We start from the raw sequence: 25,674 nt of genomic DNA on the forward strand, positions 1-25,674 counted from the left end.
GCGGGCAAGCCGTCAGACATTCGCGAGGTTACTTAACTCGAGGCCCGCCACATACCGTTCCAGATTAGCCAGGAACGTATCCGCAATTTCCTCCTTGCTGCGGGTCGAAATAGCCGAAGTATGCGGCGACAGCCGTACCATTGGATGGCTGTACAGCGGATGCCCATCGGGCAGTGGCTCTGGCTCGGTGACGTCGAGGGAAGCCAGGCCGATCTGGCCGTTATCCAACGCGTGCAACAGCGCTTGCTGATCGAGCAGGCCACCGCGGGCGATATTGATCAGGTGCAGCCCCGGCTTGGCGCTGGCCAGTACATTACGATTGATGATATGCCGCGTTGCTTCCGTCAGGGGGGCCGCCACCACCAGGTGATCGGCGCGGGCAAACAGGTCGTGGATGTCCTTGGCCGCTTCCACGCCATCGAGGCCGAACGGGGTTGTGCTTTGACGCAGCGCCACGACCTTGAACCCCAGTGCCAGAGCCTTTTGCGCCAGGCTTGTGCCAATCGCGCCAAAGCCCAAAAGGCCCAGCGTGGTGCCCTTGAGCGGCCGCAGCGCGGTGAACTGCCACTGGGCATCCTTTACCCAGATGTCCGGCAAATGCTTGGCCGCGGCAAAGATCGCCGCCAGGGCGAACTCGGCCAGGTTCTCGGCGGCGCTGCCACGGGAAGTGGTCACGGGTGGGCCGTTGAATAGCCACTGAGGGTAGAAGTCGATACCCGACGACACCAGGTGCACCCACTGTGCGCCGTAGGGCCAGCCCGGTGGCGGGGTGTCGGGGGCGGTGTAGCCCCGCACATTGATCGGGCGCAGCAGCAGGATATTGGCGTGGGGCGGCAAGTCACTGGGCACACCGACCGGCACGCCGATTACCTGGGCTTCGGGGTGAAGTGGGGCAAGGCGCTCCCGGATCACCTGGTTGTAATCTTCGTCCAGTTGGCTGGCAATAATCACCTGGCTCATGTGCGTTCCTTTTGGCGCTGGTTGAACACAGCTTTGCCGACGCCTTGCAGCACGGCGTCATTTTGCGGAGTGTGGACGCGGCTGCACAGCACATCGCGGTAATGCCGTTGCAGTGGGCTGTGCCGTGACAGGCCAGGGTTGCCCGAGGCTTCGATGGCCAGCTCGACCGCACGGATCGCATTGCCGGTCACCAGGTACTTCACTTGTGCGGCATTGGCCGTCGGCGTGTGCCCTGCGGCAGCAGCATCGAGCAGGCTACGGTTGGCAAACAGCAAAGTGTCGATATGGCCGACGGTCTCCTGAAAACGCGGCAGGGTGGACAGTGCCGCGCCGAGATTCGACGGCGTGCGCTCCTCCAGCCAGTCCACCAGCCAGTCTCGTGCCGCCTGGGCCACGGCGTCGTACACCGAGGACAACAACACCGACATCCAGAGGAATCCTTCGCCATCCAGCTCCGCTTGCGGGGCGCTCCAGGGGCTGACGCTGACCGCATGGTCCAGGGGCACCCATACGTTGTCCAACACCACCTCATGGCTGCAGGTGGCGCGCATGCCCAAGTGGTCCCAGGTGTCGATGATGCTGACGCCGGGGCTGGCCTTGGGCACCAGCCAGGCGCCCACCAGCGGGTCGGCGTCATCGCTGCGCGCCCACACGCTGAACCAGCTCAGGCCATGGCTGCCGGTGGAGTAGAGCTTGCGCCCACTGATACGCCAGCCGTCGGCGGTGCGCACGGCGGTGGTGGCCGGCAAACCGCCACGGGCTGGGGTGCCAAGGTCAGGTTCGACACGCAGGGCATTGATCAGCGCGCCGTTCTGCGCTGCCTCCTGCGCGACCTGCACGCGCAGGTGTGCGGGCCAGCTCTGGTTGTCTTGCAGGCGGGCGTGTTGCAGGTATTGCATCACCAGGATCAATGCCGTGGACGGTTCGCCCTTGGCGATGGCGCTGATGACCTTGCGCGCCTGGGACAGGCTGGCGCCACCGCCGCCGAGTTTTTTCGGCACGGTCAGGGCGATGAGTTGGTGTTGGTGCAGGAGCTTGAAATTAGCGTGGGGGAAGGTGCCGCTTTCGTCATAGAGGGGCGCGGTACTGGCCAGCTCGGCGCTGAGATGATCAAGCAGGGCGTCGAAATCGACGGCTTCCACAGCCTTGAGAGACGGTTGAGTCATAAGTCTGTACTCGGTCAAAAATGTGGGAGGGTGGCAAGCCCTGACCCCCTTGTAGGAGCGAGCTTGCTCGCGAAAAACTCACAGGCACCGCGTTTATTCAGGAAGTACGCGTTATCGTGGGCGTTCTTCGCGAGCAAGCTCGCTCCTACAGGGGGTAGCATTCAGGCCAGGGCTTGTTCGGTGGCTTCGATCACGCTGTAGCGGTTCGCTGGCACTTCCAGGCCGAGGTTGTCCCGTAGGGTGTGGCCGCTGTACTCGGTACGGAACAACCCTCGCTGTTGAAGCACAGGCACCACCAACTCAGTGAAATACTGCAGGCCATCCGGCAGTACCGAGTTGATGATGAAACCATCGCTGGCGCCGCTCTCGAACCAGGTCTGAATAGCATCCGCGACCTGTTCCGGGGTGCCGACAAAGTCGCGCTGGGGCCGTGAGAAACGCAGGGCCACTTCGCGCAGGGTCAGGCCTTCGTCACGGGCCAGTTGCTTGATACGTTCGGAGCCACCTTTCTGGCTGTTGGCGCCCAGGTCGCCCAGTTCAGGGAAGGGCGCATCCAGCGGGTACTGGCTGAAATCATGGTCGTTGAACGGCCGGCCGAGGGCGACAATGGCGTCTTCCACGGTGACCAGCGCCACGGCTTGCTGGTAGCGGCTTTCCACTTCGGCGGCATCGCGCCCGACAATCGGGCGGATGCCCGGCAGGATCGACAGGCTGTCCGGGTCGCGGCCAAAGCCCTTGGCGCGGCGTTTCAAATCGGCGCTGTAGGCCTTGGCCTCATCGATAGTTTCCACATGCACGAAAATCGCATCGGCGTTTTCAGCGGCAAAGTTACGCCCATCCTCCGAAGTGCCTGCCTGGAAAATCGCCGGTTGGCCCTGGCGCGAACGCGCGATGTTCAGCGGGCCTTTGACCGAGAAGAATTCGCCCTTGTGGTTAAGCGCATGCAACTTGCCTGGGGTGAAGAATTCGCCGCTGTGTTTGTTATAGGCAAAGGCGTCGTCCTCCCAGGAATCCCACAGACCCTTGACCACATTCAGGTGTTCCTTGGCGATGCGGTAGCGCACGGCGTGGGGCGGATGCTCGGCCTTGCCGAAGTTATCGGCGGTGCCACTCAGCCACGAGGTGACGACGTTCCAGCCGGCGCGGCCGCCGCTGATGTGGTCCAGGGAGGCGAACTGGCGTGCTACCTGGTAAGGCTCGGTGTAGCTGACGGTCACTGTGGCGACCAGGCCGATGTGAGTGGTCAGCGCGGCCAGGGCCGAGAGGATCGTCAGCGGCTCGAAACGGTTGAGGTAATGGGGGCTGGACTTGGGGTGGATATGCAGGCTGTCGGCGATGAACACGAAGTCGAACCGGGCGGCTTCGGCCAGTTCGGTCTGCTGCTTGTAGAAGCCGAAATTCGTGCTGGCGTCGGGTTGTGCCTGCGGGTGGCGCCATTCGCCCCAACCGTGGCCGACACCGTGCACCATGGCACCGAGTTTCAATTGACGTGGCTTGCTCATGTTCTGCTCCTTAGCGCGAGGCTTGTTCGAGGGGGATACGCTTGGCGTTGAAGCTGGAATCGAAGCCCTGGGAGACGTCGATGTGTTGGCTCAGCAGGCCTTCTTTTACATAGGTGTCGGCGGTGGCTTGCAGGCCATGGATCACCGTATCGTCAATCGTGACCGGGGAAAGATGGGTGTCCTGGGCCACTTCTATATGCACGGCCAGTGGCAGGCCAGTGATCTTGGCCTGGGCAGCGGCGTATTGCTCGGGATGGGTATTGGCCCAGGCGTAGGCGCGATCAATGCGGGCGACAAAGTCGTCCAGTTGCACGCGCTTGTCGGCAATGGCTTGGCCGGTGGCGGCGAAGTACAGATGATTGCTCAGCAGGTGCTTGCCGCTCACCAGCACGCGAGCATTGCTCTGTGAGGTGACCACGGTGGTGTAAGGGTCCCACGTCGCCCAGGCATCGGCGGTGCCGTTGTCGAGTACCAGCCGGGATTCGGCGGGCAGCAGGAAGATGAACTGCACATCCTGGGTGGTCAGCCCGGCATCGTTCAGGGCCTTGATCGCCAGGTAGTGCCCGATGGAGCCGCGCCCGGTGACGATTTTCTTGCCCTTGAGGTCGGCCGCGTTCTTGATCGGCGAATCCTTGGGCACCAGCAGCGCCGTGGTGTTACGGCCTTCGGCATGGATGATGCTGATCACCTTGATCGAGGCACCGGCGCCGAGGGCGAACACATAAGGGGCATCGCCCAGGGCGCCGACATCCACAGCGCCGGCGTTCAGCGCTTCGCCCAGGGGCGAGGCCGAGGGGAATTCCGACCATTTGATCTCGTAAGGCACGTTCTGGCTTTCGCCCGAGGCTTCCAGCAGTGCCTTGATCGTGGATTTCTGGTTGGCCACGCGCAGCGGTTGCAGGTCGCCAGCCTGGACGGTGGAAAGCACGCCGAAGGCCAGGGCGGCGCCCCACAGCAGGCGTTTGAATGGGAGGGCATACAGCATGAGAAAAACTCCAGGCGTTGGGTAAAGGGAGATACCTCCGCCTGGAGAAGGGGTCGGTTGGGCGAAACGATGCAGCGGTGAATCAGATCACGTAGAAGCCATGGGTGCCGTCGCGGGCCAGTTGCTCCACGAGGCCGAACTCCCAATCCAGGTAAGCCTGCATGGCTTCCCGTGGGTTGTCGGTGCCTTCGTACGGGCGGCGGTAGCGGTCGATACGCGGGGAAGCCAGGTGGCTTTCGCCTGACTCAAGGGGCAGTTGCGCATGGATCCAGCCAGCCGTGCCGTCCTGCAGCAAAAAGACCGGCTTGCCGGTGAGGGCCTCGACTTCCGGCACGGCCAGGCGCGCCAGTTGGCTGCTGCCGCAGGTCAACACATAGCGCTGGGCGCTCGGTACCTTGCTCAGGGCCTCGGGCAGTTGCGCGCGCAGCACCCACCAGGCGCCGGGGATATGACGTTTCACGTAGTTGGCGCTGGCCGTGAAGTCCAGCACCTGCGTGTCGCCATGGCCGAGCCAGTCGGCAAGGGTGTGGGGGCTGATCAGTTCGGCCTGGGGCGGCGGCGGTACTGGCGCGACCCATGCGCCGCGCTCGCTGAAGTGCTCCGCTTGCAGGTCATCCAATACGTACACCTGCCAGCCCAACTGGGCCAGCCACGACGCGGACATATTGGCGCGCACACCGTCGTCGTCCACCAGGACCAGGCGCGCACCGCGCACACTGGCAACGTGGTCGGTTTCCTGCACCAGTTGCCCGCCCGGGGTGGCGCGGGCGCCCGGCAGGTGGCCGGCTTCGAATTCTTCTACGGTGCGCACATCGAACAGGTAGGTGGTGCGGGTCGCGTCCTGTTGCCAGCGGTGCAGATCATTGAGCGTCGCACGCTTGACCTCGGCTTTATCGGCAACACCATGTGCCTTTTGGGCGGCGAGTTGGCGATGGTTTTCCGAGGTCGGCGCAAAGCGGCGCGCCTGGCCATGGTCGAGGGTCTGCCCGGCCAAGGTCCAGCCGATGGTGCCGTTGCGCAGGGCTGCCACCGGGTTGGGGAGGCCGGCGTTAATCAACGACTGGGTGCCGATAATGCTGCGGGTGCGCCCGGCGCAATTGACGATAATGCGCGTAGACGGATCGGGCGCCAGCTCACGGGCGCGCAATACCAACTCGGCTCCCGGCACGCTGATGCCGGTGGGGATGCTCATGGTCTGGTATTCGTCGAAACGGCGCGCATCGAGCACCACCACATCGGCCTGGCTGTCGAGCAGGGCCTGGACCTCTTCGGCGGCCAGGGACGGCGTGTGACGCTGGTTCTCTACCAGTTCGCCAAACGCCTTGCTGGGTACATTGACGTCCATAAACAGCTCGCCACCGGCCCGGCGCCAACCGTCCAGCCCATCCTCCAGCAGGCTGACCTGGGTGTAGCCCAGTGCAACCAGGCGTTCGGCGGCGCGGTGGGCCAGCCCTTCGCCGTTGTCGTACAGGGTGACCTGGGTATCGCGGCGTGGAATGCGCGCGTACACCTCCAGTTCCAGCTTGGACAAGGGGATATTCGCGGCGAACAGAGGATGGGCCTCGGCAAAGGGGGCTTCCTCACGCACGTCGATCAGCGCGACTTCTTCGCGTGCCAACAGGGCCTGGCGAATCTGCGCAAAGCTGCGGGTCGATAGGGTGGTCATAGGGCAGGGCTCTTTTCTTTGGACAGGTCCCAGATGTTCGGGAGATAGGCGTTGGAATAACCGGAGATAAACAGTTTCTCGCTGCCGTCGGGTTGATACACCGCCCGGCGCACCGCGCCGATATTGGCGCCGTATACGTGGATGCTGATGGACACTTGGTCGCCGTGGGCATTGCTGACCTGGTGGATATCGCCGACCTTGGGCGACACTGCCTCGACCTGGCCCGGCAGCAATTGCACGGGTTCGCCTTGCGCTACCAGGCCGCCGCCCGGTGCCCGGGCAAACCCCTGGGAAACCTCCGCGCCGCGCAACATACCGATCAGCCCCCACACCCGGTGGTCATGAATCGGCGTGCGTTGCCCTGGCCCCCATACAAAGCTGACCACGCTGAACCGCTGGCGCGAATCGGCATGTAGCAAGAATTGCTGGTAGCGCTCGGGGTCGGGCTGGGCGAATTCGTCGGGCAGCCAATCATCGTGGCTGACCAGTTGCGCCAGCAGCTTGCCGCCACGGTGCAGCAGGTCGCCTTCACGCGGGTTGCCGTCGATCAATTCCGCCAGGGCGCCTATGAAGGCTCTGAGTCTCTCGGGGTGTCGGGCCTGGGTCATGACCATTCCATCGGGCTGTTGGTATGCTTTTATCTAAGCATAATGTTTATTTTTAATATGCTATTTTTTAATGATTAGCTTATAGCCGGAGGTAATTTAGAACCGGTTTGAATAGTGTTAGACGTTATTGATCACTGGTTGGGCTATCCAGACCTCTGTGCGGCCACTATGCTTCACGCACATCTTAATGACTGATCTGTATGTGCGGCCCAAATGAAAATTGACGATATCGATGCCTTTGTCGAAGTGATTCGTTGCCAGTCCATCAGCCATGCCGCCGCGTCGTTGCAGCTGACCCAGCCAGCCATCACCCGCCGCGTGCAGAACTTCGAGCAGGCTCTGGGAGTGGAACTGTTCGACCGCAACACCAAGCCCCTCAAGCCAACGCTGATCGGTACCCGTGTCTATGAGCAATGCCGGTTGATCCTGCGCGAGATGGATGCCCTGCGCGAACTGGTGGCCACCGATGCACCGCCCACCGGCGTGCTGCGCCTGGGCGTACCGCAGACCATCGGCGATGTGGTGCTGCTGGACGCACTCAAGCATCTGCGCAGCGAATACGCCGACTTGCGCGCCCAGGTTGCCACCGGCTGGGGCAGCCAATTGGTCGGCAAGATTGAACGCGGCGAACTGGATGCGGCGGTGGCGTTGTTCCCCGCAGGCAAGATCTTCCCGGACAACCTGGTCGGTGAGTCCATCGGCAAGATGGAGTTGGTGGTGGTCTGTGCCAAGGCGCAGTTGCCGAAGAAGCCTTGCAAGCTGGCGGACGTGTACCAGAGCGGTTGGATCCTCAACCCGGACGGTTGCGGGTTCCGTGCGGGGTTGCAGCGCACCTTGTCTGACCAGGGCCTGGCGCTGCGGGTGAACCTGGAAACCTTCGGCACCGAACTGCAACTGGGCCTGGTGGCCGACGGCCTCGGCCTTGGCCTGGTGCCACGTCCGTTGCTGGAACGCAGTGCTCATCGCGAGCACCTGGCGGCGATGCCCCTCAAGGACTTCAAGCCGGTGATGGATTTGTGGCTGATCTATCCGCATTTTCTCGGCAACCTGCAAGGGCCGGTGGATGCGTTTGGTCAATGGGTGGCGGATGCTTTGCACAAGATCCGCAGCGCTGCCTGACGCCTTGTCAGCCGACGCTTATCCACCTGATACCCCGCGATTAAACTGTGGGAGCTGGCTTGCCTGCGATAGCGGCCTGACAGTCGATACAGTTATACCGAGTACATATCCATTCCTGCGGTAACGGCCACTTAGGGTTCCGCTTTTACAGCGGCTCACTTTTGAAAAGCGCAAAAGTAAGCAAAACGCTCTTGCCCCACCACTCGGCACCTCGCCCAGGCTCGGTGTGCCCGTAATCCGCCAGTGATTTGGGGGGCCGCCGCCACGCGCCATCCATGGCGCGGGGCGGCTAAACCGGCATCCCTGCCGGTTTACTCCCCAAATCCCTGTCGAATTCCGGCCAGCGTGGTTTAACGGGGCGCCTAAGATCAAGATCAAAAGCAGATCAAGAGCAAGATCAAGAGCGGCTCGCTTCGCATCGTGGTTACCGTCTCCAGATGGCCGGCTTGCCCTTTTTGTAGGAGCGAGCTTGCTCGCGAAAAACACTCAGGCGCCGCGTTCATTCAGGAAACCCGCGTTATTATTGACGTTTTCGCGAGCAAGCTCGCTCCTACACAGGGTTTGCATCACTGCACGTCCACCCGCTGCACCTGCAACCCCAACTGTTCATATGCTTGCACATCCGGCGCATCCCACTCGGTAATCAGCGTATGAATACGGCTGCAAGGCGCCACCACAAAGGGTTCCACCGCGCCGAGCTTGTCTGAGGTGGTCACGGCGATGACGTGGGACGCGCTGTCGAGCAAGGCTTGCTTGACGGCGACTTCACCAAAATGCAGCGAGGTGATGCCCACTTGCGGATGCAGTGCGCAAACCCCGGTGAACAACAGGTCGGCCTTGACGCTCTGGATCAGCCGCACCGCGTCATGGCCGCCGGTGGAGAGCGTGGCGGGGTTGAGTTGGCCGCCGGCCAGGATCACTTTTATATGCGGATGGTCGGCCAGGGCGATGGCGATCATGGGGGATGGCGTGACCACGGTCAGGTGCAGTGCATGGGGCAAGCACTGTGCGATCTGCAAGGTGGTGGAGCCAGAATCGAACAGCACGATCTGGCCGTCTTCAACCCGCTCCGCCGCCACGCGAGCGAGGTGGCGCTTGACCTCGTTGGTTTCCCCGACACGGGTAAAGAAATCCTTGCCGGTGTCCTTGGGTCGGGGCAGGGCGCCGCCGTGTACGCGTTGCAACAGGCCGGCCGCGGCGAGCTCGCCGAGGTCGCGGCGGATGGTGTCCTGGGACACGGCAAAATGCTCGACCAACTCAGATGCGGTGACCTTGCCGTCGCGTTCCAGCAACAACAAGATTTTCTGTTTGCGCAGGGAAGGCAAGTCGATGGCTTGATGAGTGTTATGCATGTTTGTGCGCTTTATTGCGGGTTTGTGCGAGATTAATCGCCGGCCCATCTAAACGCAACGGCTGGTTGCCCACGCTCCTGCCGGTTACTCTCTGTGTTCAGTTCAGGGAGAGGTGACCCGATGCCGTTGATCACAACCATCGAAGACTTACGCAAGCTGGCGCAAAAACGTGTCCCCCGCATGTTCTACGACTACGCCGATTCCGGCTCCTGGACTGAGAGCACCTACCGCGCCAACGAAACGGATTTTGCACGTATCAAGTTCCGCCAACGGGTGGCGCGCAATATCGACGAGCGTTCGATCCGCGCCAGCATGATCGGCCAGGACATGGCCATGCCCGTGGCGTTGGCGCCGACTGGCCTGGCGGGCATGCAGCACGCCGATGGCGAAATCCTCACTGCTCGTGCCGCTGCTGCGTTCGGGCTGCGCTACACCTTGTCGACCATGAGTATCTGTTCGCTGGAGGACATTGCCGAGCACGTCGGCCAGCCGTTCTGGTTCCAGCTGTATGTGATGCGCGACCGCAGTTTTATCGAGCAATTGATCGAGCGCGCCAAGGCGGCCGGGGTGGATGCATTGGTGCTGACCCTGGATTTGCAGATTCTGGGGCAGCGCCACAAGGACTTGATCAATGGTTTGTCCGCGCCGCCCAAGCTGACTCTGCCAAACATTCTCAACATGATCACCAAGCCGCGCTGGGTGATGGGCATGCTGGGTACCCAGCGGCGTGGTTTCGGCAATATCGTCGGGCATGTGAAGGGGGTGGCCGACATGAGTTCGTTGTCGTCGTGGACTGCCCAGCAATTTGACCCGCGCCTGAGCTGGGACGATGTGGCGTGGATCAAGCGGTGCTGGGGCGGCAAGCTGATCATCAAGGGCATTCTCGATGTGGAGGATGCGCGCTTGGCGGCCGATTGCGGTGCCGATGCGTTGGTGGTGAGTAACCACGGTGGCCGCCAGCTTGATGGCGCGCCGTCGAGCATCAGCCAATTGCCGGCGATTGTCGAGGCCGTGGGCAACCGCATTGAAGTGTGGCTCGACGGCGGTATTCGTTCCGGCCAGGACGTGCTCAAGGCCATGGCGCTGGGCGCCAAGGGCACCATGATTGGCCGCCCGCACTTGTATGGGCTGGGGGCGATGGGCGAGGCGGGCGTGACCAAGGCCCTCGATATCATCGCCCGCGAACTGGATGTGTCGATGGCGCTCTGTGGCTATAAGGATATACGCGAAGTGAATCGCGAAATCCTGTTGCCCGGTACCTTTCCTGGAAGCACGGCTTGAGCAAAAAAAACGTAAAAATATAAAAAGAGTTGTCCACGAAAACCGTGGGTATCTCTGTGGATAACTTTGCGAAGGCCCGGCAGCGTTGGCGATTTCAGCGAAGATCATTATTTGATCAACTTGTATTTCGGGCCAACATGGCCAGGGTTTGCGCTTGACAGCCAAGCGCGAACCCAGTGCCGAAAAGCGTATTTATGAGGCGTTATCGCGGCCTGTGGAGTGTGTCACCACCTGAGCCGGCATCTTCGTGCGCATCAGGTTTTCCAGCGCCTGGCCATAGCTGCGTCCGGCGAGGTTCATGCTGTTGTTATGGCTGGCACCTGGCACCAGCAACAGGTGTTTGGGTTGCTGGGCGGCTTCGAATAACTGCTGGCTGAAGCGCGGCGGCACGTAGCGGTCGTCAAGGCCGTGGACCACCAGCAGCGGCATGTGGATGTCGGCAATCTTGTCGATGGAATCGAACTTCTGCGACAGCAACCAGCGTACCGGCAATGAGGTGTTGGCAACGGCCGTGGCGACATCCGCCAGGGAGGTGAACGTGGACTCGATCACCAGCCCACGCACCGGCAATGGCACCTGCTTGCCCAACTCGGCAGCGAGGTCGATGGCGACCGCGCCACCCAGGGAGTGCCCGTAGATCAGGCGTTTGCCGGGGTCTGGTTGCAGGGTCTGGAAACGCTCCCAGGCAATGCGTGCGTCCTCGTACACCGTGGCTTCCGAGGGCAGGTCGCCCTGGCTTTGGCCAAAGCCGCGATAGTCGATGGCCAGGACCGAAAAGCCCAGGGCATGCAATTGCTCGATGCGAAACAATTGGCCCGTGAGGTTCCAGCGTACCCCGTGCAGGTAGAGGATGGCGGGCGCGTCTTTGTTGGCTGCCGGGTACCACCAGCCATGAATGTTCTGCCCTGCTTTGAAACTGGCGGGCGTGAGTTCGAATTCCTGCACCGCCTTGGGCAGGCCGGTGTACCAGCCGGCGGTTCCCGGCTCGATGCGAAACAAAAGTTCGCGCTCCTTGTGTTGCAACACGGCGCAGCCGACCGGCAGGCCGACAATCAACATGGCCATGCACAGCCAGACAAGCCAGCGCAGGCCCCGGCGGGGCATAGAAACAGAAGACATGAAGGTTCCAGAACAAAGATGAAGCACGGGTTTTACCAGATGGCCTAGGCGGGTAGGCATTAATGCGACGGCCGTGACGGATGAAAGTGTTACAGCATTGAACAATCCTCGCGCGGGTTGATAGGGTGGACGGCTCGAACCTGCCCTACCTGCAAAGGCCTACACATGAACAACAGCCCCGTGCGCATCACCGCCGAAGAAACCCTCTCGGACAACTGGTACCTGCTGAAGAAATACAGCTTCGACCTGCGCCGTCGCGACGGCAGTTGGCAAGCCCAGACCCGCGAGGTGTATGACCGGGGCAACGGTGCGACCATCCTGTTGTACAACCGTGAGCAACGCACAGTCTTGCTGATTCGCCAGTTCCGCATGCCCACTTTCGTCAACGATTACCCCGGCTACCTGATTGAAGCGGCGGCCGGTTTGCTCGATAACGCCAGCGCCGAAGAACGCATCCGCCTGGAGGCCGAGGAAGAGACCGGCTATCGCGTCGGGCATGTTGAGAAAATCTACGCGGCGTTCATGAGCCCGGGATCGGTGACGGAGCGGATTCACTTTTTTATTGGTGAATACCAGCCAGGCGACCGAGTGGGAGCGGGCGGAGGCCTGGAAGAAGAGGGCGAGGATATCGAGGTACTGGAGCTGGGCTTTGAGCAGGCACTGGCGATGGTGCAGAGCGGGGAGATTGTGGATGGCAAGACGATTATGTTGTTGCAGCATCTGGAGCTGCGGATGTTGAAAGAGGGGTGGTGAGAAGCTTGGAAACTCTGCTGATGAGCGCGGGCCGAGGTGGAAGGGATCTACACAACGTTGGAGGTTGTAGCAGCCAACTGTAACCACGATGCGAAGCGAGCCGCTCTTGATCTGCTCTTGATCTTGATCTTAGGCGCCCCGTTAAACCACGCTGGCCGGAATTCGACAGGGATTTGGGGGGTAAACCGGCAGGGATGCCGGTTTAGCCGCCCCGCGCCATGGATGGCGCGTGGCGGCGGCCCCCCAAATCACTGGCGGATTACGGGCACACCGAGCCTAAGCGAGGTGCCGAGTGGTGGGGCAAGAGCCCTTTTGGTTACTTTTGGGGCTCTTTTCCAAAAGTGACCCGCTGTAAAAGCGGAACCCTAAGTGGCCGTTACCGCAGCAATGGATATGTACTCGGTATAACTGCGTCGACTGTCAGGCCGCCATCGCAGGCAAGCCAGCTCCCACAGTTGAATCATGGGGTGTCAGGTAGGCGGGCGTCGACTGTCAGGCCGTCACGAGAGCAAGTCCCCTCCCACAGGTGTAACACCCAGCCCCGACTGACGGTTATTGTCAGAAATTTCCCACAGGAGTACAAATGTACTCCATGACAAACCTGACTCCCCGCCGCATCGCCATCCTGACCTTCATTCGCGAGCGCATCGCGCAACAAGGCCAGCCTCCCAGCCTCGCCGAGATCGCCGAGGCGTTCGGCTTCGCCTCGCGCAGCGTCGCCCGCAAGCATGTGGTGGCGCTGACCGAAGCTGGGTTTATCGAGGTCAACCCCAACCAGGCCCGTGGCATTCGCTTGCTCAATCAACCTGCGCGTCCCGAGTGGCTGGATGTACCGGTGCTCGGCCGTGTGGCGGCCGGTCGGCCGATTGGCGCCGATGCCGAGGTGCACAGCCGCTTGCAACTGGACCCCGCCACTTTCGCCAAAACCCCCGATTACCTGCTGCGGGTGCAGGGCGATTCGATGATTGAAGATGGCATTCTCGATGGCGACCTGGTGGGCGTGCGCCGCAGTGCCGAAGCCTTGAACGGGCAGATTGTGGTGGCGCGCCTGGACGGCGACGTCACCATCAAGCGTTTCGAGCGCCACGGCGACAGTGTTCGCCTGTTGCCGCGCAACCCGGCCTATCAACCCATCGTGGTCGGGCCCGAGCAGGACCTGGCCATCGAAGGCGTGTTCTGCGGCCTGGTGAGGCAAGGCTGATGGGCGCCGTGGTTGCCCTGGACTCGCTGTTCAATGGCGGGCGAGTCTGGAAGGGCCGGCCCGCCGCGCCCCCGGCCAGCGTGCACCCCACGGGGCTGGCGGCGCTGGATGCGGTGCTGCCCAGTGGCGGCTGGCCGGAATCGGCCTTGAGTGAAATCCTGATGGCCCAGGACGGGGTGGGCGAGTTGCAGCTGGTGCTGCCTACCCTGGCGCGCCTGTCGGCCCTGGGCGAGCGCATTGTGCTGGTGGCGCCGCCCTATACCCCTTATCCCCATGCGTGGCAGAACGCCGGGGTGGATGTGCGCCAGCTGTCCATCATCCGGGCCGAGGAGCGTGACGCGCTGTGGGCGGTGGAGCAATGCCTGCGTTCTGGCAGTTGCGGGGCGGTGTTGTGTTGGCCGCGCAAGGCCGATGATCGTGCCTTGCGGCGTTTGCAGGTGGCGGCCGAAACCGGGCAGACCCTGGCGTTTGCCTGGCGCTCCCTGAGCGAGGCGATCAATGCCTCGCCTGCCGCCCTGCGCCTGGCGGTCGAGGCCAGGCCCGCGCAAGTGCGGGTGCTCAAGTGCCGTGGCGGGCTGGCCCATCCGGCGCCAATTGCCCTGGCGGGGCATTGAGGTTGCCATGCGTTGGGTGTGTATTGTCTTCCCGCAATTGGCGCTGGACGGGGCACAGCGTGTGCACCCCGAACCCGAGCAGCCGCTGGCGCTGCTGGCCGGCACGCCGCAGCGGCGCGTGTTGCAAACCGTCAACGCCGCCGCACGCGCCTTGGGCCTGCGCCCCGGGCAATCGTTGACGGCAGCCCATGCCCTGGTCAAGCAGTTTGCCTGTGTCGAATACGACCCGCTGGAGATCGAGCGCCTGCAGCAGTTTCTGGCCGCCTGGGCCTACCGATTCAGCTCCCAAGTCAGCCTGTATTACCCACGGGCCTTGTTGTTCGAGATCGAATCGAGCCTGGGCCTGTTCGGCCCCTGGCCGCAACTTGAGGCGCGTTTGCGCAAAGAGCTGACCGAACTTGGCTTTCGTCATCGCATCGTCGCTGCGCCCAACCCGGCGGCGGCGCGGATATTGGCAAACGGCTACGACGGACTGGCCGTGGCCGATGACAGCGCCCTGATGCAGGCCCTGGCGTCTCTGCCTGTCGACCGTGCAGGCCTTGAACCCCAGGCCGCCACCGCCTTGTCGCGCATGGGCCTGCGCAGCCTAGCCCAGGTGCAGGCCTTGCCCCGGCATACCCTGGCGCGACGTTTTGACGCCAGCCTGCTCAAGCACCTCGACGCCTTGAGCGGGCAGCGGCCATTGGCCCTGGATTTTTATCAACCGCCCGACCAGTTCGATGCACGCATCGAGTTGAATTTCGATGTGCAATCCCACCAGGCGCTGTTGTTCCCCTTGCGGCGTTTGACCGGCGACCTGTCCGCTTTCCTGTGCGGCCGCGACAGTGGCGTGCAGCGCTTTGACCTGCACCTGGAACACGCCCAGGCACAAGACAGCGTGATCAAGGTGGGCCTGCTCAGCGCCGAGCGCGAGCCTTCAATGTTGTTCGAACTGGCCCGTGGGCGCCTGGAGCAGGTACAGGTCACCGCGCCGGTGCGGGGTGTGCGCCTGGTGGCCGAGGACTTGCCGGTCTTCGTGCCGCAACGCCAGGACCTGTTCGACGACCGCCCGCAACAAACCCTGCCGTGGGAACAGTTGCGCGAACGCCTGCGTGCACGCCTGGGGGATGAGGCGGTGCAGGGCCTGCGTTTTCAGGCCGACCATCGCCCCGAATGCGCCTGGCAGGCTGCGACCGACCACCAGGCGTGCCCGAGCTTGAACAAGGTCCGCCGCCCAGGCTGGTTATTGCCGCAACCGACCTTGCTGGCCGAACACGGCGTACAGATCCTGATGGGTCCGGAGCGCATTGAATCGGGCTGGTGGGATGGCGCCGATGTTCGCCGCGACTATTACCTGGTCCAGACCCGCGCCGGCCAGCAGGGTTGGGCCTATCGCACGGTGGGGCAAGGCGATGGGCTGTGGTTGCAAGGGTGGTTTGCATGAGCATCCCCTCAGCTGGAGCGCACTTACTGTGGCGAGCAAGCTTGCTTGCGCTGGGGTGCGTAGCGCCCCCAATAAAAGCCGGAGACTGCTGCGCAGTCAGCGGGAGCAAGCTCCCTCGCCACAGCAAGCTCGCTCCTACAACAGGGGGTGGGGGCGCATGAATTATGCCGAGCTGCACTGCCTGTCCAATTTCAGCTTCCAGCGTGGTGCCTCCAGTGCGCTGGAGCTTTTCGAGCGCGCCAAGCGCCAAGGCTACAGCGCCCTGGCGATCACCGATGAATGCACGCTGTCAGGCATCGTGCGTGCCTGGCAAGCCGCCAAAGCCGTGGACTTGCCGTTGATTATCGGCAGCGAAATGCACATCGAAAATGGCCCGAAACTGGTGCTGCTGGTGGAGAACCTGAGCGGTTACCAGCACCTGTGCCGGCTGATCACCCTGGCCCGGCGTCGGGCTGAAAAGGGCAGTTATCGCCTGCTACAGGAAGATTTCGAGCAACCGTTGCCCGGCCTGTTGGCGTTGTGGGTGGCGCAAGACAGCGACACCCAGGCCAGCCTCGACTGGCTGCGCCGCACCTTCGACCAGCGCCTGTGGCTGGCGGTGCACCTGCACTGTGGGCAGGACGATGCGCGCCATCTGCAACAGCGCTTGCAACTGGCCCACAGCCTGCAAATCCCTGCCGTGGCCTGCGGCGATGTGCATATGCATGCGCGAGGCCGCCGTGCCCTGCAAGACACCATGACCGCCATCCGTCACCACGTGCCGGTGGCCGAAGCTGGCACGCGCCTGCACCCCAATGGCGAACGCCACCTGCGCAGCCTCGACGCGCTGGCGGCGCTGTACCCCCAGGCCTTGCTGGATGAAACCCTCGCCCTCGCGCGGCGCTGCACCTTCGACCTCGGCCAGTTGCGTTATCACTATCCACGCGAGCTGGTACCCGCGGGGCATGACGCCCAATCCTGGCTGCGCACCCTCACCGAAGAAGGCATCGCCCAGCGCTGGCCCGAAGGCATCGACGACAAGACCTTGCAGCAAATCCATCGTGAACTGCAGCTGATCAGCGAGCTGGGTTACGAAAGCTATTTCCTTACGGTGCATGACATCGTGCGTTTCGCCCGCAGCCGTTCGATCCTGTGCCAGGGCCGTGGTTCGGCGGCTAACTCGGCGGTGTGTTTTGCCCTGGGCATCACCGAAATCAACCCGAGCCTTACCAACCTGCTGTTCGAGCGCTTCCTGTCCAAAGAGCGCAACGAGCCGCCGGACATCGACGTGGATTTTGAGCACGAGCGCCGCGAAGAGGTGCTGCAATACGTGTTCCAGCGCTATGGCCGCACCCGTGCAGCCTTGACGGCGGTGGTCAGCAGTTACCATGCCACGGGCGCGGTACGTGATGTGGCCAAGGCCCTCGGGCTGCCGGCGGACCAGATCAACGCCTTGGCCGATTGCTGCGGGCGCTGGAGCGATGAGGCGCCGCCGTTGGAGCGCCTGCGTGAAAGCGGCTTCGACCCGGACAGCCCACTGCTGCGGCGTGTCTTGACGTTGACCCAGCAACTGATCGGTTTTCCGCGGCACCTGTCCCAGCACCCTGGCGGCTTTGTGATCAGCGAATACCCGCTGGACACCCTGGTGCCGGTGGAAAATGCGGCCATGGCCGAGCGCACCATTATCCAGTGGGACAAAGACGACCTCGACGCCGTCGGTTTGCTCAAGGTGGACATCCTTGCTCTGGGCATGCTCAGCGCGATCCGCCGCTGCTTCGATTTGCTGCGCCGACATCGCCACCGGGACTTGAGCCTGGCCACGATTCCCAAGGAAGACCCGGCCACCTACGCCATGATCAGCAAGGCCGACACCATCGGTGTGTTCCAGATCGAGTCGCGGGCGCAGATGTCGATGTTGCCCCGGCTCAAGCCGCAGACGTTTTATGACCTGGTGATCGAGGTTGCCATTGTGCGGCCTGGGCCGATCCAGGGCGGCATGGTGCATCCGTACTTGCGTCGGCGGAACAATGAAGAGCCCACAACCTATCCCTCGCCCGCACTGGAGGCCGTATTGAAACGCACCCTGGGCATCCCGCTGTTCCAGGAACAGGTGATGCAAATCGCCATGGTCGCCGCCGACTACAGCCCCGGCGAGGCCGACCAGTTGCGCCGCTCCATGGCCGCCTGGAAACGCCACGGCGGCCTAGAGCCCCATCAGCAGCGCCTGCGCACCGGCATGCTGAAGAATGGCTACACCGAAGCCTTTGCCGCGCAGATTTTCGAGCAGATCAAGGGCTTTGGCAGCTATGGTTTCCCGGAGTCCCACGCCGCCAGTTTCGCCTTGCTGACCTATGCCAGTTGCTGGCTCAAATGCCATGAGCCGGCGGCCTTTGCCTGCGCCCTGATCAACAGCTGGCCCATGGGCTTCTACAGCCCGGACCAGATCCTGCAGGACGCCCGGCGCCATCGCTTGCAGATCCGCCCGGTAGATGTGCAGGCCAGCGACTGGGAATGCAGCCTGGAGCCCATCGACGGCCAGCAACCGGCGATTCGCCTGGGCTTGCGCATGATCTCGGGGTTTCGCGAGGACGACGGGCGGCGTATCGAAGCGGCGAGGCAGCAGCGGCTGTTCAATGACATCGCTGACCTGGACGCGCGCGCCGGGCTGGATACGCGTGCCCAGGCGCTGCTGGCGGATGCCGGGGCCTTGCGCGCCCTGGCCGGCAACCGCCATCAGGCGCGCTGGGACGTGGCCGGTGTGCATCAGCAACTGGGCTTGTTTGCCGGGCTGCCGAGCCCCGATGAAACGCGGGTGGCATTACCCGAGCCCACGGTAGGCGAAGATTTGCACGCCGATTACGCCACCCTCGGTACCACCCTGGGGCCCCATCCCCTGGCACTATTGCGCGCCGAGTTACGCCGGCGCCGCTGCCGCAGTTCCCAGGAGTTGCTGGCGGTGGAACATGGGCGCAACGTGAGCATCGCCGGGCTGGTCACTGGCCGCCAGCGCCCAGGCACGGCGAGCGGCGTGACCTTTGTCACCCTGGAAGATGAGTTCGGCAACCTCAATGTGGTGGTCTGGCGCGACCTGGCCGAGCGTCAGCGCCAGGCGCTGGTGGGCTCGCGTTTGCTCAAGGTGGACGGTCGTTGGGAGGCGGTAGGTGAGGTGCGGCATTTGATCGCGGGGCGCCTCACCGATTTGACGCCGTTGCTGGATGGAATGGTGGTGCGCAGCCGGGATTTTCATTAGTTCCAGGGGTTTGTGCATTCCTCTGTGCTCAGGATGAAACCATCCACCGCTGGCGCGCTCCAAAACTTGCGACTGTCTTGTCCCTGCACAGAGCCCAATCATGCAATTTTTATCCAACCCCCATGGCTGTGAAGGCTGGGCCGGCGAAATGGCCCAGCGGATTCGCACGTTTGACTGGTCAAGTACCGACCTTGGCCCCTTGGATCAGTGGTCCACGAGCCTGGCTTGCACCGTGCAAATGATGCTCGCCTCACCCGTGCCGATGGTGATGCTGTGGGGGCGGGCGGGGTACATGATCTACAACGACAGCTATTCGGTATTTGCCGGCGGGCGCCATCCCTACCTCTTGGGCACTCCGGTAGAACTGGGCTGGCCGGAGGTGGCCGAGTTCAATCGGCATGTGGTGGATACGTGCCTGGCGGGCGGTACCTTGTCGTTCAATAACAAGGAGCTGGTGTTATCGCGTCACGGCCAACCGGAAAGCGTATGGCTGGACCTCTATTACAGCCCCGTGGCCGGGGACAACCAACAGCCGGCCGGGGTGCTGGCGATTGTGGTGGAAACCACCGAACTGGTGAAGTCCGAGCGGGTGCGCCAGGAGCTCACCCATAATCTGGAGCAACGCGTAGCCGCTGAAGTGCAGGCGCGGTCTGCCGCAGAAGACCAGTTGCGCCAGTCACAGAAGCTGGAAGCGATTGGCGGCCTGACCGGTGGCGTGGCCCATGACTTCAATAACCTGCTGCAAGTGATCGCCGGCAACCTGCATTTGCTCGCCCGGCATGAGCCGGACAATTGTCAGGTGCAACGTCGCGTCACCGCGGCCATCGCCGCCGTGGAGCGAGGGGCCAAGCTGTCGTCGCAACTTTTGGCCTTTGCCCGTCGCCAGCCCTTGTCTCCGGCGGTGTACAACCCGCAGCGCATCTACGCTGGCCTGGGCGAGCTGTTGCAACGGGCGTTGGGGGAAACCATTCATATCGACGTGCAACTGCCCCAGGACTCCTGGTGCATCAATGTCGACCGCAACCAGCTGGAAAACGCGCTGCTCAACCTGGCGATCAACGCCCGGGATGCCATGCAGGGCGAGGGTGTGATTCGTATCACCGGAGAAAACGTCATCCTCAACCCGGACGATTGCATCGGTAAAAGCATCAAGCCCGGCGAGTACGTGCGCCTGGCAGTGGCCGACACCGGCGTGGGCATGTCCGAGGCGACGCTCAAGCGCGCATTCGAACCCTTCTTTACCACCAAGCGCGAAGGCCACGGCACCGGCCTGGGCCTGAGCATGGTGTTCGGTTTTGTGCGCCAAAGTGGCGGGCACGTGGACATGTGGAGCGAGGAGGGCAAGGGCTCGGTGGTGCAGATGTATTTCCCCCACTGCCTGGAGCCTGAATGCTTCGACGACTACAGTGATGCGGACCTGCAAGGCGGCGGCCAGGAAACCATCCTGGTGGTCGAGGACAACGAAGGCGTGCGCCTGACGGTGGTCGAGTTGCTGCAGCAATCGGGCTATACCGTACTGACCGCCGAGGATGGCGACCGCGCGATGCAAGTATTGCAGCGCGGCGTGTCGCCGGACCTGATCTTCACCGATGTGGTGATGCCGGGTCGGGTCAAGAGCACCGACCTGGCCACCTGGGCCCGCGCGCAGAACCCGCCGGTGCCGGTGCTGTTTACCTCGGGCCACACCCGCGACATTCTGTCTTCCAATCATCTGCTCAGCGCCGATATCCACCTGCTGAGCAAACCCTACAGCCCCGATGCCCTGACCCAACGCGTGCGCAGGGTGCTAAGCGCAAGACAAGGTTGCCCATGACTTCACAGCGCAACATCCCACCGCTCACCGCCCGGCAAACGGGCTTTGTCAGGGTGCGTGGCGCCCGTGAACATAATTTGCGCAATGTCGATGTGGATATTCCCCGGGACGCCCTGGTGGTGTTTACCGGCGTGTCTGGCTCCGGCAAATCGTCCCTGGCGTTTTCCACGGTGTACGCGGAGGCCCAGCGCCGCTATTTCGAATCGGTGGCGCCCTATGCGCGGCGCTTGATCGACCAGGTCGGCGTGCCGGACGTAGACAGCATCGAAGGCTTGCCGCCTGCCGTGGCCCTGCAACAGCAACGGGGTACACCCAGTGCGCGCTCGTCGGTGGGCAGTGTCACCACCTTGTCGAGCTTGATCCGCATGCTCTATTCCCGCGCCGGCCGCTATCCGAAAGGGCAGGCCATGTTGTATGCCGAGGACTTCTCGCCGAACCTGCCCCAGGGCGCGTGCCCGCAATGCCACGGCCTGGGCCGCGTGTATGAAGTGACCGAAGCGCTGATGGTGCCTGATCCGTCGTTGACCATCCGCCAGCGTGCAGTGGCGTCCTGGCCGTTGGCGTGGCAGGGCCAGAACCTGCGCGACATCCTCGTGACCCTGGGCTATGACGTGGACATCCCGTGGCGCGAGCTGCCGAAAAAGCAGCGCGACTGGATCCTGTTCACCGAAGAAACCCCCACCGTACCGGTGTACGCCGGCTTCACCCCGCAGCAGACCCGCGAGGCGTTGAAACGCAAGCTCGAACCCAGCTACCAAGGCACCTTCAGCGGCGCTCGGCGCTATATCCTGCACACCTTCGCCCACACCCAAAGCGCGCTGATGAAAAAGCGCGTGTCGCAGTTCATGCAAGGCAGTGCTTGCCCATTGTGCGAGGGCAAACGCCTGAACCAGGCGGCGTTGTCGGTGAAGTTTGCCGGGGTGGATATCGGTGAGCTGTCGCAATTGTCCCTGGCGCAATTGGCCGAGTTGCTGCAGCCGGTGGCCGCGGGGCAGGACACGATGAAGCTGTCGGTGGAAAAACGCCTGGCGGCCCAGCGCATCGCCCAGGACCTGCTCGAACGGGTCAACACCTTGATCGAACTGGGTCTGGGCTATCTGTCCCTGGAGCGCAGTACGCCGACCTTGTCGTCCGGGGAGCTGCAGCGTCTGCGCCTGGCTACCCAATTAGGCTCGCAGTTGTTCGGCGTTATTTATGTGCTCGATGAGCCTTCGGCGGGTCTGCACCCGGCGGATGGCGAAGCATTGTTCACTGCGCTTGATCGTTTGAAGGCCGCGGGCAATTCGCTGTTTGTGGTGGAACATGACCTGGAAACCATGCGCCGCGCCGACTGGCTGATCGACGTGGGCCCGGCTGCCGGCGAACATGGCGGGCAAGTGCTGTACAGCGGGCCGCCCGCAGGGTTGGCGGATGTCGAGGCCTCGCAGACCCGCGAATACCTGTTTGCCTCACCTCGCCCGGCCAATGTGCCAAGCCGCGAGCCGGCCGGTTGGCTGAAGCTCAAAGGCGTGACGCGAAATAACCTGAAAGATTTGAACGTGGATTTCCCGCTGGGCTGTTTCACCGCGGTGACGGGGATTTCCGGCTCGGGCAAATCCAGCCTGGTCAGCCAGGCGCTGCTGGAATTGGTGGGCACGGGCCTGGGGCGTGTGCTGGAAAGCGACGACGAACCGAGCCTGGAAGATGCTGCACCGCAAGCCAGTGGCGGGCGCATCAGCGCCGGGCTCGAGCACATTCAGCGCCTGGTGCAGGTGGACCAGAAGCCCATCGGCCGCACGCCGCGTTCCAACCTGGCGACCTACACCGGGCTGTTCGACAACGTGCGCAAACTGTTTGCCGCCACGCCAGCGGCCAAGAAACGCAATTACGATGCCGGGCAGTTCTCCTTCAACGTCGCCAAGGGCCGTTGCCCGAACTGTGAGGGTGAAGGTTTTGTCAGCGTTGAATTGCTGTTCATGCCCAGCGTGTACGCGCCATGCCCGACCTGTCATGGCGCGCGCTATAACCCCGACACCCTGGCGATCAAATGGGAGGGCTTGAACATCGCCCAGGTGCTGGGGTTGACGGTGGAGCAAGCGGTGCAGGTGTTTGCCGAGCAGCCGGGCATCCTGCGTTCGTTAGTCGTGCTGCGCGATATCGGCCTGGGTTATCTGCGCCTCGGGCAGCCGGCCACCGAGTTGTCGGGCGGTGAGGCACAGCGCATCAAGCTCGCTACCGAGTTGCAACGCAATGCCCGGGGCGCCACCTTGTATGTGCTGGACGAGCCGACCACCGGGTTGCACCCCAGGGATGTCGATCGTTTGCTCAGCCAACTGAACCAGCTGGTGGATGCGGGGCATACGGTGGTTGTGGTGGAGCATGAAATGCGCGTGGTGGCCCAAAGTGACTGGGTGATTGATATCGGGCCGGGAGCAGGGGACTTGGGCGGGAGAGTCGTGGCGTGTGGGGCGCCGCAGAAAGTGGCCAAGAGCAAGACCAGCCGGACTGCGCCGTTTCTTGCTCGGGAGCTGGTCTGACTGGAGGCTGGCCTTTTGTGGGAGCTGGCTTGCCTGCGATGATGGCCCCCAGCCGACCCCTATCTGCCTGATCCAACACGATCCATTTGCATTGTCTGTGGAAGCAGTGTTTGGCTCAGCGGATCGAGTCCAGCATGCGCCCCAACATGGCATCACATCCCGCCAACTGCGCTACGCTCACAAACTCATCCGGCTTATGCCCCTGCTCCATGCTCCCGGGCCCGCATACCACGGTGGGAATGCCCGCCGCATCAAACAGCCCGCCTTCGGTGCCAAACGCTACGGTGCCGAACGCTTGCGAGCCGCAAAACGCCGCAATCAGCTGCGCCGCCTGGCTGTGCTCATCCGTGACCAGCCCCGGGTAGGCCGACAGCTCTGTGAACCGAATGGAGCTCTGCTTGCTGACCGCCTGCATACGCGGCAGTACCTGCTGCATGGCGTACGCTTGCAGTTCTTGAGCGACTTCAGCGGGGTCCGAGGCGGGCAGGGCGCGTACTTCAAAGTCAAAGCGACAATCGGCCGGGACGATGTTCAATGCCTTGCCACCACTGATCAGGCCGGTCTGTACCGTGCTGAAAGGTGGGTTGAAACGTGGGTCCTGGTGCGAACGCAAGCGCTGGCCGATGCGCCCGAGTTCGCAGATCAGATCGGCGGCATGTTCGATCGCATTCACCCCCGAGGGCGCATACGCCGAATGACATGCTTGACCCTGTATGTCGCAGCGCATCGCCAACTTGCCCTTATGACCCAACACCGGTTTGAGTTCGGTCGGTTCGCCGATGATGCACAGCATGGGTTTCACCGGGCGCTGTTCCAGAACAGCGAGCAATGAGCGTACGCCCAGGCATCCGACTTCTTCATCGTAGGACAGGGCGATATGCACCGGCAGGCGCAACGGCGTTTTGACCAGTTCGGGAACCAACGCCAGTACGCACGCGATATACCCCTTCATGTCGGCGGTGCCGCGCCCGAACAGCTTGCCGTCACGCTCGGTCAACGTGAACGGCGGCAGGGTCCAGGGTTGCCCATCCACTGGCACCACGTCGGTATGCCCCGACAGCACGATACCTGGCAGCTCAACCGGGCCGACGCTGGCAAACAGGTTGGCCTTGGTGCGTTGCGCGTTGTAGACCAACTCGCTGGCGATGCCAAACCCGGCCAGGTAATCGCGCACAAACTCGATCAACTGCAGGTTGGACTCACGGCTGGTGGTGTCGAAGCCCACCAGCGTTTCCAGCAGGTCGCGGCTGCGGCTCATCGCTCGTCTCCGGCCACGCCGTAGCCGGGGGAGCGGTCGGGGGCGAGGGCGCGATCGATATAGTCCTGTACCTGTGGGCGGTAGGCGTCCCAGAGTTTTTGCAATTCGCCAATCGGCGCTTCGTCGGCCCAATCCACGCGCAAGTTGATGATCGGCCAAGTCAACTCGCCCACCACCACCAGCGCGGCGGAATGCACCGGGCCGGCTTCGCCACCGGCGGCGATGGCGGCATGCATCGCTGCCAGCAACCGGTCTGCGAGCTGGCCTTCGCCCTGTTCAAAGGCCGAGACCATCGCGGTGATGACTTCACGGTCGGCGAGCATATTGCCCGCCGCCACGCATTGCTCGCCCGATACCGCGTGATGGGTACCCAGGGTCTGGCTGCCGCTGAAATGCACGCTGCGGCCCAGGTGGTCTATCGCCGTCAGTTGCCGATACTGGCTGTAGCCGTTGCGGGTGAGTGCTTTGTCCACGGCATCGGTTGGGGCCAGGCCCTGTTCCAGCCCGTCGAGCACGTCTGGGCCGAGGGCCGGCAAGGTGATGTTCTGGGTCGATACCGCGCCCACGCCGGGCCGCAGCCATGGGCAGCGAGCGCCTACGGCGATACTTGATGAGCTGATGGCAACGCCCAACTGGCCGGTTTCCGCGCAGCGGCCAACGATTGAAAAGGTCATGGCTAGCCTCCTTACTCTGGGATAACCGCGATCACATCAATTTCCATCAGCCACTGCGGCTGGCCCAGGGCCGAGACCACCAGCCCGGTGGAAATCGGGAATACGCCCTTGAGCCATTTGCCCACTTCCTGATACACCGGCTCGCGGTAGCGTGGGTCGATCAAGTAGGTGGTGGTTTTGACGATGTGGCTGAGGTCGCTGCCGGCTTCTTCGAGCAGTTGCTTGACGTTTTTCATCGCCTGTTCGGCCTGGGCCCGAGGGTCGCCGAGGCCCACCAGGTTGCCATCGAAATCAGTGCCCACCTGGCCGCGTACATACACGGTGTTGCCGGCGCGCACGGCCTGGCACAGGTCGTTATCCAGGCTCTGGTTGGGATAGGTTTCTTTGGTGTTGAACATGCGGATGCGAGTGTGAGTAGGCATTAAAAAACTCCAG

At 62.9% G+C, this 25,674-nt stretch carries 20 protein-coding genes; 9 read left to right on the top strand and 11 right to left on the bottom strand.

Annotation, left to right across the window (positions count from 1 at the left end; genetic code table 11):
- Positions 1-12: 12 nt before the first annotated feature.
- The 6 genes from HBO10_RS25500 to HBO10_RS25525 form a co-directional block, all read right to left on the bottom strand.
- On the bottom strand, positions 13-960 hold the full coding sequence (locus HBO10_RS25500; RefSeq protein ID WP_034127401.1) for a D-isomer specific 2-hydroxyacid dehydrogenase family protein: 948 nt from the start codon (positions 958-960) through the stop codon (positions 13-15).
- The gene (locus HBO10_RS25505; RefSeq protein ID WP_034127402.1) at positions 957-2,126 is read right to left on the bottom strand and encodes an acyl-CoA dehydrogenase family protein; all 1,170 of its coding nucleotides are present in this window, start codon (positions 2,124-2,126) and stop codon (positions 957-959) included. The genes HBO10_RS25500 and HBO10_RS25505 overlap by 4 nt, the downstream gene beginning before the upstream one ends.
- A 161-nt stretch (positions 2,127-2,287) precedes the next feature.
- Positions 2,288-3,628 carry an LLM class flavin-dependent oxidoreductase gene (locus HBO10_RS25510; protein ID WP_034127403.1) on the bottom strand — a complete coding sequence of 447 codons (1,341 nt, stop codon included), beginning with the start codon at positions 3,626-3,628 and terminating at the stop codon, positions 2,288-2,290.
- A 10-nt stretch (positions 3,629-3,638) separates the two neighbouring features.
- The gene (locus tag HBO10_RS25515) at positions 3,639-4,613 is read right to left on the bottom strand and encodes an ABC transporter substrate-binding protein (RefSeq protein ID WP_034127404.1); all 975 of its coding nucleotides are present in this window, start codon (positions 4,611-4,613) and stop codon (positions 3,639-3,641) included.
- A gap of 82 nt (positions 4,614-4,695) precedes the next feature.
- A complete protein-coding gene (locus tag HBO10_RS25520; RefSeq protein ID WP_034127405.1) occupies positions 4,696-6,279 on the bottom strand; it encodes a rhodanese-related sulfurtransferase in 1,584 nt (527 codons plus the stop codon).
- Entirely contained in the window at positions 6,276-6,887 is a 612-nt protein-coding gene (locus HBO10_RS25525; RefSeq protein WP_014718170.1) for a cysteine dioxygenase, read from the bottom strand. The genes HBO10_RS25520 and HBO10_RS25525 overlap by 4 nt, the downstream gene beginning before the upstream one ends.
- A gap of 213 nt (positions 6,888-7,100) precedes the next feature.
- Between HBO10_RS25525 and HBO10_RS25530 the strand changes: the two genes are divergently transcribed.
- Positions 7,101-8,006, top strand: a complete 906-nt coding sequence (locus HBO10_RS25530) for a LysR family transcriptional regulator (protein ID WP_032896831.1) — start codon at positions 7,101-7,103, stop codon at positions 8,004-8,006.
- 566 nt (positions 8,007-8,572) lie between these two features.
- On the opposite strand, the gene HBO10_RS25535 is transcribed toward HBO10_RS25530, so the two are convergent.
- Positions 8,573-9,358, bottom strand: coding sequence for a DeoR/GlpR family DNA-binding transcription regulator (locus tag HBO10_RS25535; protein ID WP_034125677.1), 786 nt, complete (start codon positions 9,356-9,358; stop codon positions 8,573-8,575).
- A 120-nt stretch (positions 9,359-9,478) separates the two neighbouring features.
- Here HBO10_RS25535 and HBO10_RS25540 point away from each other — a divergent pair, with 120 nt between their 5' ends.
- Positions 9,479-10,639 (top strand): alpha-hydroxy acid oxidase, encoded by a 1,161-nt coding sequence (locus tag HBO10_RS25540; RefSeq protein WP_057974864.1) that lies wholly within the window; start codon positions 9,479-9,481, stop codon positions 10,637-10,639.
- Between the two features lie 192 nt (positions 10,640-10,831).
- On the opposite strand, the gene HBO10_RS25545 is transcribed toward HBO10_RS25540, so the two are convergent.
- Positions 10,832-11,758, bottom strand: coding sequence for an alpha/beta hydrolase (locus HBO10_RS25545; RefSeq protein WP_034125679.1), 927 nt, complete (start codon positions 11,756-11,758; stop codon positions 10,832-10,834).
- 165 nt (positions 11,759-11,923) lie between these two features.
- On the opposite strand from HBO10_RS25545, the gene HBO10_RS25550 reads away from it, so the two are divergent.
- The 7 genes from HBO10_RS25550 to uvrA all read left to right on the top strand — a co-directional run bounded on the left by HBO10_RS25550 (position 11,924) and on the right by uvrA (position 23,307).
- Positions 11,924-12,511 (top strand): NUDIX domain-containing protein, encoded by a 588-nt coding sequence (locus HBO10_RS25550; protein WP_034125680.1) that lies wholly within the window; start codon positions 11,924-11,926, stop codon positions 12,509-12,511.
- A gap of 583 nt (positions 12,512-13,094) precedes the next feature.
- A complete protein-coding gene (gene lexA, locus HBO10_RS25555) occupies positions 13,095-13,712 on the top strand; it encodes a transcriptional repressor LexA (protein WP_034126121.1) in 618 nt (205 codons plus the stop codon).
- Positions 13,712-14,326, top strand: coding sequence for a translesion DNA synthesis-associated protein ImuA (gene imuA, locus HBO10_RS25560; RefSeq protein ID WP_003191873.1), 615 nt, complete (start codon positions 13,712-13,714; stop codon positions 14,324-14,326). Before lexA ends, imuA begins: the two co-directional genes overlap by 1 nt.
- Positions 14,327-14,333: 7 nt before the next feature.
- Entirely contained in the window at positions 14,334-15,749 is a 1,416-nt protein-coding gene (locus HBO10_RS25565; protein ID WP_034126120.1) for a DNA polymerase Y family protein, read from the top strand.
- Positions 15,750-15,906: 157 nt separating this feature from the next.
- Complete coding sequence (locus tag HBO10_RS25570) at positions 15,907-18,978, top strand: error-prone DNA polymerase (protein WP_034126119.1); 3,072 nt, start codon at positions 15,907-15,909, stop codon at positions 18,976-18,978.
- Between the two features lie 100 nt (positions 18,979-19,078).
- On the top strand, positions 19,079-20,791 hold the full coding sequence (locus HBO10_RS25575; protein WP_034126118.1) for an ATP-binding protein: 1,713 nt from the start codon (positions 19,079-19,081) through the stop codon (positions 20,789-20,791).
- The gene (gene uvrA / locus HBO10_RS25580; RefSeq protein ID WP_034126117.1) at positions 20,788-23,307 is read left to right on the top strand and encodes an excinuclease ABC subunit UvrA; all 2,520 of its coding nucleotides are present in this window, start codon (positions 20,788-20,790) and stop codon (positions 23,305-23,307) included. Before HBO10_RS25575 ends, uvrA begins: the two co-directional genes overlap by 4 nt.
- A 115-nt stretch (positions 23,308-23,422) precedes the next feature.
- On the opposite strand, the gene argE is transcribed toward uvrA, so the two are convergent.
- Genes argE through HBO10_RS25595 form a run of 3 tightly spaced genes read right to left on the bottom strand, consistent with a single transcriptional unit; the run spans position 23,423 to position 25,661 of the window.
- On the bottom strand, positions 23,423-24,565 hold the full coding sequence (gene argE / locus HBO10_RS25585) for an acetylornithine deacetylase (RefSeq protein ID WP_034126116.1): 1,143 nt from the start codon (positions 24,563-24,565) through the stop codon (positions 23,423-23,425).
- Positions 24,562-25,239: a DUF1028 domain-containing protein gene (locus tag HBO10_RS25590; RefSeq protein WP_034126115.1), complete on the bottom strand. Its 678-nt coding sequence runs from the start codon at positions 25,237-25,239 to the stop codon at positions 24,562-24,564. Before HBO10_RS25590 ends, argE begins: the two co-directional genes overlap by 4 nt.
- 11 nt (positions 25,240-25,250) lie before the next feature.
- Positions 25,251-25,661: a RidA family protein gene (locus HBO10_RS25595; protein WP_014718154.1), complete on the bottom strand. Its 411-nt coding sequence runs from the start codon at positions 25,659-25,661 to the stop codon at positions 25,251-25,253.
- Positions 25,662-25,674 lie beyond the last annotated feature (13 nt).

This window comes from Pseudomonas sp. WS 5503 (genome assembly GCF_012985385.1).
GTDB classification, from domain to species: Bacteria; Pseudomonadota; Gammaproteobacteria; order Pseudomonadales; family Pseudomonadaceae; genus Aquipseudomonas; species Aquipseudomonas paracarnis.